The sequence below is a fragment of the Cellulosimicrobium cellulans genome (assembly GCF_001722485.1).
Classification (GTDB): domain Bacteria; phylum Actinomycetota; class Actinomycetes; order Actinomycetales; family Cellulomonadaceae; genus Cellulosimicrobium; species Cellulosimicrobium cellulans_A.
This window is the reverse complement of the sequence record NZ_LWGL01000125.1, coordinates 1-9,735: the sequence shown is the minus strand read 5'-3', so window position 1 is coordinate 9,735 and position 9,735 is coordinate 1. Positions and strand designations below refer to the sequence as shown.

The 9,735-nt window shown below is 75.7% G+C and carries 7 protein-coding genes; all 7 read right to left on the bottom strand.

Translation table 11 applies throughout. The features are described from left to right. The coding region (locus JZ5iCDA_RS20005; RefSeq protein WP_366246670.1) for an NAD(P)-dependent oxidoreductase at positions 1-100 on the bottom strand (100 nt) is incomplete at its 3' end. Continuing rightward, positions 97-510, bottom strand: coding sequence for a nitrite reductase small subunit NirD (gene nirD, locus JZ5iCDA_RS12860; RefSeq protein WP_069387538.1), 414 nt, complete (start codon positions 508-510; stop codon positions 97-99). The genes nirD and JZ5iCDA_RS20005, both read right to left, overlap by 4 nt. After that, entirely contained in the window at positions 507-3,161 is a 2,655-nt protein-coding gene (nirB, locus tag JZ5iCDA_RS12855; protein WP_069387540.1) for a nitrite reductase large subunit NirB, read from the bottom strand. Before nirB ends, nirD begins: the two co-directional genes overlap by 4 nt. A 212-nt stretch (positions 3,162-3,373) precedes the next feature. Further along, positions 3,374-5,044, bottom strand: coding sequence for an FAD-dependent oxidoreductase (locus JZ5iCDA_RS12850; RefSeq protein WP_366246669.1), 1,671 nt, complete (start codon positions 5,042-5,044; stop codon positions 3,374-3,376). A gap of 62 nt (positions 5,045-5,106) precedes the next feature. Next, complete coding sequence (locus JZ5iCDA_RS12845; RefSeq protein ID WP_069387537.1) at positions 5,107-7,488, bottom strand: molybdopterin oxidoreductase family protein; 2,382 nt, start codon at positions 7,486-7,488, stop codon at positions 5,107-5,109. A gap of 19 nt (positions 7,489-7,507) precedes the next feature. Continuing rightward, entirely contained in the window at positions 7,508-8,995 is a 1,488-nt protein-coding gene (locus JZ5iCDA_RS12840; protein WP_083259994.1) for an MFS transporter, read from the bottom strand. Positions 8,996-9,301: 306 nt separating this feature from the next. Continuing rightward, on the bottom strand, positions 9,302-9,735 hold a 434-nt coding region (locus JZ5iCDA_RS12835), incomplete at its 5' end, for a LysE family transporter (RefSeq protein WP_171905377.1).

Here is a 9,735-nt window from a genome sequence, read left to right as displayed (position 1 = left end):
CGTCGGCCCACGCCGCGCGCGCACGGCGGGCGGCGACCGGCCCGCCGCCGGCGACGAGCACCGTGCGGCCCGCGAGGTCGAGCCCGAGGAGTGTGGTCACGGCGCACCCGGCCCGGGTCCGGCGTCGTCCCCGCCCCTCGGGCGGGTCGTCACGTGCACGACGCCGTCCCGCACCTCGACCGCCCACGTCGCCAGGTCGTCCGCGAGCCCGTCGACCGGCTCGAAGCCGACCTTGTCGAGGCACCGGCCCGTCGCGAGGTCGAAGACCTGCTTGTACATCGGGCTCGCGACCGTCGGTACGCCGCCTCGCGTCCCCACGATGCCGCGCGACATCACGTTCGCGCCCGAGAACGGGTCACGCTGCTGGACCGCGCGGACGGTGTCGTCGGGGAGCCGGAACAGCGCCACCTGGACGCCGCCGACGAGCGCCGCGGCGCCGCGCTCGACGGCCAGGTCGGGCAGGAGGCACACGCGCTCCCACGTCGTGGGGGTGAGGGTCGGGGCGCTCATCGACGGACCTCCAGGGTCGAGCCGGCGATCACGACGGGGCCGGCGGGGACGAGGTCGGCGCCGGACGCCCGGGCCGCCTCGAGGGCGGCCGCGCGCTCGGCGGCGGTGGCGGGCCGGACCTGCCCGCGCTCGGTGACGTACGCGAGGTCGGGGTCCGGCTCCGACGGGGCGTTGACGAACGAGCCGAAGCGGCGCAGCTTCTCCGGGTCCTCCAGCACCGCGCGCCACTCGTCCTCGTAGGCGTCGACGTGGCGGGCCATGGCGGCGTCGAGGTCCGCGCCGATCCCGAGCAAGTCCTCGAGGACGACCGCGCGGATGGCGTCGATCCCGCCCTCGTGGTCCTCGACCCACGCGGCCGTGCGCTGGAGCCGGTCGGCCGTGCGGATGTAGTACATGAGGAACCGGTCGATCGTGCGGATCAGATCGGCCGTCGAGAGGTCCTCCGCGAGCAGCTGCGCGTGCCGGGGCGTGAAGCCGCCGTTGCCCCCGACGTAGACGTTCCAGCCCTTGTCGGTGGCGATGACGCCGACGTCCTTGCTGCGCGCCTCGGCGCACTCGCGCGCGCAGCCGGAGACGCCGAGCTTGAACTTGTGGGGCGCGCGGAGGCCGCGGTAGCGCAGCTCCAGCTCGACCGCCATGCCGACCGAGTCCTGCACGCCGAAGCGGCACCACGTGGACCCGACGCACGACTTCACGGTGCGGAGCGACTTGCCGTACGCGTGGCCGGACTCGAAGCCGTGCTCGACGAGCCGGCGCCAGATGTGCGGCAGCTGCTCGATGCGCGCGCCGAACATGTCGATGCGCTGACCGCCGGTGATCTTCGTGTAGAGCCCGAAGTCCTTGGCCACCTGGCCGATGACGAGCAGCCCGTCGGGCGTGATCTCGCCGCCGGGGATGCGCGGGACGACGGAGTAGGTGCCGTCCTTCTGCATGTTCGCCATGACGTGGTCGTTGGTGTCCTGCAGGGCCGCCTGCTCGCCGTCGAGGATGTGCCCGTTGCCGAGCGACGCGAGGATCGACGCGATCGTGGGCTTGCAGATGTCGCACCCGCGCCCCGCGTCGCGGACGAGGACGGCCCCCTGGGTGTCGGTCACCGGCTCGGGCACCCGGCCGAAGCGCCCGATGATCTCGCTGAACGTGTGCAGCTCGGCGACGCGCACGGCGTCGAACAGCTGGGCGCGGGAGAGCTCGAAGTGCTCGCACAGCGCGTTCGAGACCTCGACGCCGGCCCGTTCGAGCTCGGTCGTCGTGATCTTCTTGACGAGCGGCAGGCACGACCCGCACGACGTCCCGGCCCGGGTGCACGCCTTGACGCCCGCGAGGTCCGTGCAGCCGTGCTCGGTGACCGCCTCCCGGATGGTCCCCGCGGAGACGTTGTTGCACGAGCAGACGGACGCGTCGTCGGGCAGCTCGAGCGAGGGAGCGCCCGAGCCCGAGCCCTCCGGCAGGAGGAAAGCCCCCGGGTCGCCCGGCAGCTCGCTGCCGACCATCGGGCGCAGCGACGCGTACGGCGTCGCGTCGCCGACGAAGACGCCGCCGAGGAGCGTGCGCGCGTCGTCGGACAGCACCAGCTTCTTGTAGACGCCAGCGACGGGGTCCGCCCAGACGAGCTCCATCGCGCCCTCGGTGCGGGCGAACGCGTCGCCGAAGCTCGCGACGTCGACGCCCTGGAGCTTGAGCTTGGTCGCCGTGTCGGCGCCGGGGAACGTCGCCTCTCCGCCGAGCAGGCGGTCCGCGACGACCTCCGCCATCGCGTAGCCCGGGGCGACGAGGCCGATGCAGCGCCCCTCGATGCACGCGACCTCGCCGATCGCCCAGACGTGCTCGTCGGCGGTGCGGCACGCGAGGTCGACGACGGCGCCGCCGCGCGCGCCGACCTCCAGCCCGGCCGCCCGGGCGAGCTCGTCGCGCGGCCGCACGCCCGTCGCGACGACGACCACGTCGACGTCGAGCCGGCCGCCGTCCACGAAGTCGAGCCGGCCCACGTGCCCGGACCGGCGGGACGCCTTCATCTCCTTGGTCCCGGTGTCGCAGCGGACCGCGATGCCCATGCCGTTGATGAGCCGCTTGAGCGCCTCGCCCCCGCCCAGGTCGATCTGTGCGTCCATGAGGTGCGTGCCGAACTGGATCACGGTCGCCTGCGCGCCGAGCGCCTTGAGCGCGCCCGCGGCCTCGAGGCCGAGCAGGCCGCCGCCGATGACGGCGCCGCGCACGGGCCGCTCCCAGCCGCCCTCAGTGGTGGCGCTCCGCCGCTTCTCCTCGACCCAGCCGCGCAGCGCCGCGACGTCGTCGATCGTGCGGTACACGAAGACACCCGGGAGGTCGCTGCCCGGGATGGGCGGCACGAACGCGTTCGACCCGGTCGCGAGCACGAGCTCGTCGTAGGCGTGGACGCGGCCGAGGCGGTCCGTCACGGTCCGCGCCTCGCGGTCGACCGCGGTGATCGCGCAGTCGCGGTGCAGCGTGACGAGCGGGTCCTCCCAGAGCGCGGGGTCGCCGAGCGCGAGCTCCTCGGCGTCGCGCGCCGAGAAGTAGCTCGTGAGCGCGACGCGGTCGTACGGGGCCCGGGGCTCCTCGGCGAACACGGAGATGCGCCAGGTGCCCGCGCCGTCGCGGGCGCGGAGCGCCTCGACGAGGCGCTGCGCCACCATGCCGCCGCCGACGACGACGAGGTGCCGGGGGCCGGCGGGTCCGCCCTGCGCGGCGTCCGGGACGGGGTCGTTCTGAGGTCCGGTCACGATGGCTCCTGGGGGTCGGGAACGTGCGGACGACGCTACGGACGAGCCGTTTCGCGACCGTGCCTCCGTGGTTGCCCGCCCGTAACGGTCTTCTCACCCGGGCGGGCCGCGCCGTGTGAGAAGCCCTACGGGGCGCCCGCGCCGGCGTGCTCCGCCGGTGCCTCCTCGGGCTGCTCGGGGTCCGCCGACGCGAGCCAGTCCGCGAGCCCGCAGACGACGTCCCGGCACCCGCCGCAGCCCGTCGTCGCGCGCGTCGCACGCGCCAGCTCGTCCACCGAGCGCGCGCCGGCCCGCCAGCAACCGACGAGGTCGCCCTTGGTCACGCCGTTGCACTGGCACACGGTCGTGCGGTCCGGCATGAGCGTGGGCGTCGTCGCGGGCGCGGGCGCGGGGCCCACCGGCCGGACCAGGAGCTGTGCCGGGTCCGCGGGCACGGGCAGGCGCCGCGTGTACGCGGCGGTGAGGTCGGCGCCGACCTCGGGAGCGCCGACGCACGTCGCGCCGGCGAGCACCCCGTCCGCCACGACGACCTCGACGTGGCGGCCCGACGCCGGGTCGCTCAGCGTGACGGTCCGGTGCGCCGGGTCGTGCACCTGGCGCGCGCCGCACACGCCCATCGTGACGATCTCGAGTCCTGCGGCCTTGACGCGCACGACGTCGGTCCCCGGCGCCGCGGGCTCCGGGGCCGCCTCCCGTGCCCCGTCCGACGCGGGCGCTGCCGGGCGCGCGACGACGCCCGTCGCGAGGCGCAGCGCCATGCTGGGCCTGTCGGGACGACTCAGCCGCACGCGCGGCGTCGGGTCCCCCGCGTCGGGCACGTGCGACGCCAGGGCGGCCGCGAGCCGACGGGACTGCTCCCAGCCCTGGGCGACGAGGCCCGTGCCGCCCTCGGGCGGCTGCGCGCAGTCGCCGATCGCGAAGACGCGCGGGTCGTCGGGGCTCGCGAGGTCCGTGCCGACGACGACGCCCCGGTCCACGGTGAGGCCCGCGGCCCGGGCGAGCCCCGCCTCGGGGACCGTGCCGCACGCGAGGACGAGCAGGTCGGCATCGAGATTCACGGCGCGCGTGGCGCCGGGGTCGTCGCCGCGGGTCTCGGGCACGCGGAGCGCGACGCCCCGCACGTGCCCCTCAGGGTCGACGACGACCCGCTCGGTCCGCGCGCCCGTCCACGTCCGGACGCCGAGCCGCGCGAGGCTCCGCTCGACGACGCGCCCCGCGGGCGTGTCGAGCTGGCGGTCCATGGGGCTCGCGCCGCCGTGCACGAGGCTCACCGGGACGCCGCGCCGCGCGAGGCCGCACGCGACCTCGAGGCCCAGCACGCCCGCACCGACGACGACGGCGTGCCGCGCGTTGAGCGAGGCGGCGACGATCTCCCGCGCGTCGTCGAGCGTGCGCAGCGCGTGCACGCCCCGCGGGAGCCCGGCCGGGCGGTCCGTCAGCCCGGCGACGTCGGGCACGCGCGCTGCCGCGCCCGTCGCGAGGACGACCACGTCGTAGGGGTACGCGCCGTCCGCGGTGACGACGCGCCGGGCCGCGCGGTCGACGGCGATCGCCTCGGTCCCGCGCCGCACCGTCACGTGCGGGTCATCGGCTTCCGGCAGCCCGATCGCCGCGACGTCGACCTTGCCGGCGACGACGTCGCTCAGCAGCACCCGGTTGTACGGCTCGTACTCCTCGGCGCCGAGCACCGTGACGTCGAACGACCCGGGGCCGGCGCCCGCGCGCGCCACGAGGTCCTGCGCGAACCGTCCGCCCACCATGCCGTGGCCGACGACGACGACGCGGGTCGACGGCACGGGTGGCACAGCCGGTGGAGACGTGGGGGACGCAGGGGACGTGGATGCGGCGGACGTGGCGGTCATGCGGGGACCTCCTGCGGGGACGCGGACGCGCCCACCGCGTCCGCGAGGTCGGCCGGGTCGGGTGCCGGACGCACGTCGACCGCGCACACCTTGAACTCGGGCATGCCCGAGTCCGGGTCGGTCGCGTCGGTCGTCACGCGGTTGACGCCGCCGGCGCCGCCCCAGTGGAACGGCATGAAGACGGTGTCGGGACGGATGCGGTCCGTCCAGCGCGCGGCGGCCTCGACGTGGCCGCGGCTCGACGTGAGGCGGACCCGGTCGCCGTCCTCGACGCCGAGCCGGGCGGCGAGGAGCGGGTGGATCTCGACGAACGGGTCGGGCACGAGCCGGTCGAGCTCGGGCACGCGGCGCGTCTGGGCGCCCGACTGGTAGTGCTGGAGGACCCGGCCGGTGACGAGGTAGACCGGGGCGTCGGGACGCACGTCGTCGCTCGGGCCGACGTGGTCGACGGCGACCGCTCGCGCCCGCCCGTCCGGCGTCGCGAAGCGGTCGAGGAACGCGCGCGGGGTGCCGGGGTGCGGCGTCGAGTCAGCACCCTGCGCCGCCTCGGTGACCTGTGCCGCTGACACATCGCCCGGCACCGGCCAGAACAGCCCCGGGCCGCCCGCGTCCTCGTCCGCGTCGAGGCGCGCGTGGCTCAGCCCCGAGTAGTCCGCCACGCCGCCCGCGGACGCCCGCGCGAGCTCGTCGAACACGACGGCCGGGTCGGCGGGGAACGCGACGTCGGACCCCAGGCGCCGCGCGAGCTCGGCGAGGACCCACAGCTCGGAGCGCGCCTCGCCGGGCGGGTCGACGGCCCGGCGCCGGCGGATCACGCGCCCCTCGAGCGACGTCATCGTGCCCTCCTCCTCGGCCCACTGCGTCACGGGCAGCACGACGTCGGCGAGCAGTGCCGTCTCGGACGGCACGACGTCGCACACGACGAGCAGGTCGAGCGCGCGCAGGCCGTCGACGACCCGTTCGGCGTTCGGAGCGCTCACGACGACGTTCGACCCGTGAACGAGCAGCGCGCGCGGTCGCAGACCTGCGCTCGGCGCGCCGAGAAGTGAGCTTCCGCCCCGGATCTGCCCGGAATCGGGGCGCGAACCCGCTTCTCGGTGGTCGGGCGTGACCAGCGAGCGCAGTAGCTCCACGGCGGGCATCCCCGGTCCGGGGATGGAGTCCGGGTCCACGCCCCACACCGCCGCGACGTGCGCGCGCGCCGCCGGGTCGTCGATCTTGCGGTAGCCCGGGAGCTGGTCGGCCTTCTGCCCGTGCTCGCGCCCGCCCTGCCCGTTGCCCTGGCCCGTGATCGCCCCGTAGCCGGACCCGACCCGGCCCGGCAGGCCGAGCGCGAGCGCGAGGTCGATCGCCGCCGTGACGGTCGCGGTGCCCTGCGTCGACTGCTCCACGCCGCGCCCGGTGAGCACGTACGCGCCCGCGCCCCCGCGTCCCGGGCTCGCGGCGGCGAGCAGGCGCGCCACATGACGCAGCCGCTCGGCCGGGACGCCGCACACCGTCTCCGCGCGCTCCGGCCACCACGCCGCGACGGACCGGCGCACCGCGTCGAACCCGGTGGTGCGCGTTGCGACGTACTCCTCGTCGACGAGGCCCTCGGCCACCACGACGTGCAGGAGCGCGAGGAGCACGACGAGGTCCGTGCCGGGCACGGGCTGCAGGTGCACGCCCTGGTCCCCTACCGGCCCGGCGCCCGCCGCACCCGGCCGCGGCGCGGCGTCCCCGGTGAGCGCGGCGGTCGCGCTGCGCCGCGGGTCCACGACGACGAGCCCGCCGCGCGACCGCACGCCCGCGAGGTGCTGCACCGCGGGCGGCATGGTCTCGGCGAGGTTCGAGCCCAGCAGCAGCACGACGTCCGCCCCCGCGAAATCCCCGAGCGGGAACGGCAGGCCGCGGTCCATGCCGAACGCGCGGTTCGACGCCGCCGCGGCCGACGCCATGCAGAAGCGCCCGTTGTAGTCGATGTTCGCCGTCCGCAGCACGGTGCGCGCGAACTTCCCGAGCGCGTACGCCTTCTCGTTCGTCAGGCCGCCGCCCCCGAAGACGGCGACGGCGTCGCGGCCGTGGTCGGCCTGGACCCGCGCGATCCCCGCGGCGACGACGCCGAGCGCCGCGTCCCACGTCGCGGGGCGGAGCTCGCCGTCGGGGCCGCGCAGGAGCGGTGTCGTCAGCCGGTCGGCGGCGCGCAGCACGCTCGCGCTCGTCCAGCCCTTCTGGCACAGCCCGCCCTTGTTCGTGGGGAAGTCGCGCGGCGCGACCTCCACGGGCAGGTGTGCCCTGCCGTCCGCGCCCACGGCGCCCGCGGCCGGCACCGTGGTGAGGGACATGCCGCACTGGAGCGCGCAGTAGGGGCAGTGCGTGCGGGCGGGCGCGGTCGTCATCGAGTGTCCTCGGATCCCGTCAGATGCCGGCCGACGCGAGCGCCGACCCCTTGCGCAGGTACACGGCCCAGGCGACGACCGCCATGACGGCGTAGACGCCGATGAACACCCACAGCGCGGGCACGAGCGACCCGGCGAGGCTCGTCGAGGCGGCGAACCCGCGCGGGATGAGGAACCCGCCGAACGCGCCGACCGCCCCGGCGATGCCGATGCACCCCGCCGCCGCCTTGCGCGCCCGGGCACGTGCGGCACCGACCTCGTCGAGCGCTGCGGCGTCCGCCCTGCCGCCGTCGGTCGCGCCGACCGGCACGGCGCTCGCCTGGAACACCGCGGGGATCATGCGGTACGTCGACCCGTTGCCGATGCCGGTCGCGACGAACAGCACGAGGAACGAGCCGAAGAACAGGCCGAAGCTGTGGGCCTGGAGGGCCTGGATCGCGCCGAACGCGCCGAGCGCCATGACGCCGTAGGACGCGATGGTGACGCGCGTGCCGCCGACGCGGTCCGCGACGATCCCGCCGAGCGGACGCGTGACCGACCCGACGAGCGCGCCGAGGAAGGCGATGGAGAGCGTGACCTCGGGGAACTGCCCCTTGAGCAGCATGGGGAACGCGCCCGCGTAGCCGATGAAGGACCCGAACGTGCCGATGTAGAGGAACGAGATGATCCACGTGTGCTTGTTGCGCGTCGCGACGGCGAACGAGCGGGGGTCGGCCTTCGCCGTGGCGAGGTTGTCCATGGAGCGCCACGCGAGGAACGCGGCGAGCACGACGAACGGGATCATCATGAGCCCGGCCCGCTCGAGCGCGATGCCCGCGCCGGCGACGATGACCAGCGGCACGGCGAGCTGGACGGCCGCGGTGCCGAGGTTGCCGCCCGCCGCGTTGAGGCCGAGCGCCTTGCCCTTCTCCTTCTCCGGGTAGAAGAACGAGATGTTCGCCATCGACGACGCGAAGTTGCCCCCGCCGAAGCCGGCGAGCGCCGCGGCGCCGAGCATGAGCCCGAACGGCGTCCCGGGGTTCTGCACGACGACGGCGAGCGCGGCCGTCGGGAGCAGGAGCAGCAGCGCGGAGACGACGGTCCAGTTGCGCCCGCCGAACACCGGCACGGCGAACGTGTACGGGATGCGCAGCGTGGCGCCGACGAGGCTCGGCACGGCGATGAGCCAGAACTGCTGGTCGACCGTGAGCGTGAAGCCGGCCGCGGGCAGCTGCGGCACGACGATCGACCACAGGGCCCACACGGCGAACCCGAGGAACTCGGCGAAGATCGAGATCCACAGGTTCCGGGACGCGACCGTCCGGCCGCCGTCGCGCCAGAACGTGGGGTCCTCGGGGTCCCAGTGGTCGATCCAGCGACCCGAGCGGTGCCGTACGGCCCCGTGCCCGACGGCGGTCGGCGCGCCCCGCGTGAGGGTCGCGGCGGTGCTCTGGGCCGGCTCGGTGCCGGCGGGTCGGTCTGCGGACTGCTCACCCTCGTGGGTGGTGGGGCTCGTGGGCGCGGACATGGCGTCTCCTTGAGGCAGGTCCCGGTCGGTGGTCGAGACGCTAGGAAGCGCGTGTTTCGGCTGCGGCCGACGTCCGTTAAGCGTGTGTGAGGTCTTCCGCACACCGCCGACGGCCCGGGTGTGAGCGGAGCGGGCCACGCTGCGTGCCGCCGGCCTCCGTGCTAGGCAGGAGCCATGTCGATGGCCGAGCCGTTCATGCCCCACCCGCCTCAGGACGAGGAGATCGCGGCGTCCGATCCCGGCCCCGGAGGCCCCGAGCCCGCGCCGGGCACCGGTGTCCAGGGAGAGGACGCCGACGCGCGCCGCTCAGCCGAGGAGAGCGACGACGAGGACGAGCATCACGACGGCTGACACCAGCCCGGTCGCGAGCCGTCCCCGCGGCCCGGAGAGCCGGCGGCCGAGCACCGCTCCCCCGCTCGCGAGCAGGAGCTGCCAGCTCGCCGACGCCAGGAACGCGCCCGTGACGAACGCGGCCGCGCCCGCTGTGCCACCGGGCTCGCCCGCCGTGGCGCGCGCCCCGACCACGACCGCCGCGAAGTAGACGACCGTGGCGGGGTTGACGACCGTCAGCGCCAGGAGCTGCGCGTAGGCCCGTACGGGGCCGGGCGTGCGGACGCCCGTCCGCGCCCGGCGCCGCACGGCGACCGGCGCCGTCGGCTCGAGCCCGTCGGGCCAGCATCCGCCGTAGATTTCCTCCAGGACGCGTGCCTCTGTCTCGCGGCGGATCGCGAGACCCGTGC

What these genes read in the sequence shown, in the direction of transcription:
- nirB (WP_069387540.1), bottom strand. Translation starts at nt 3,161, where the DNA reads ATGGTGGCGCAGCGCCTCGTCGAGGCGCTCCGCGCCCGCGACGGCGCG.
- JZ5iCDA_RS12840 (WP_083259994.1), bottom strand. Translation starts at nt 8,995, where the DNA reads ATGTCCGCGCCCACGAGCCCCACCACCCACGAGGGTGAGCAGTCCGCA.
- nirD (WP_069387538.1), bottom strand. Translation starts at nt 510, where the DNA reads ATGAGCGCCCCGACCCTCACCCCCACGACGTGGGAGCGCGTGTGCCTC.
- JZ5iCDA_RS12845 (WP_069387537.1), bottom strand. Translation starts at nt 7,488, where the DNA reads ATGACGACCGCGCCCGCCCGCACGCACTGCCCCTACTGCGCGCTCCAG.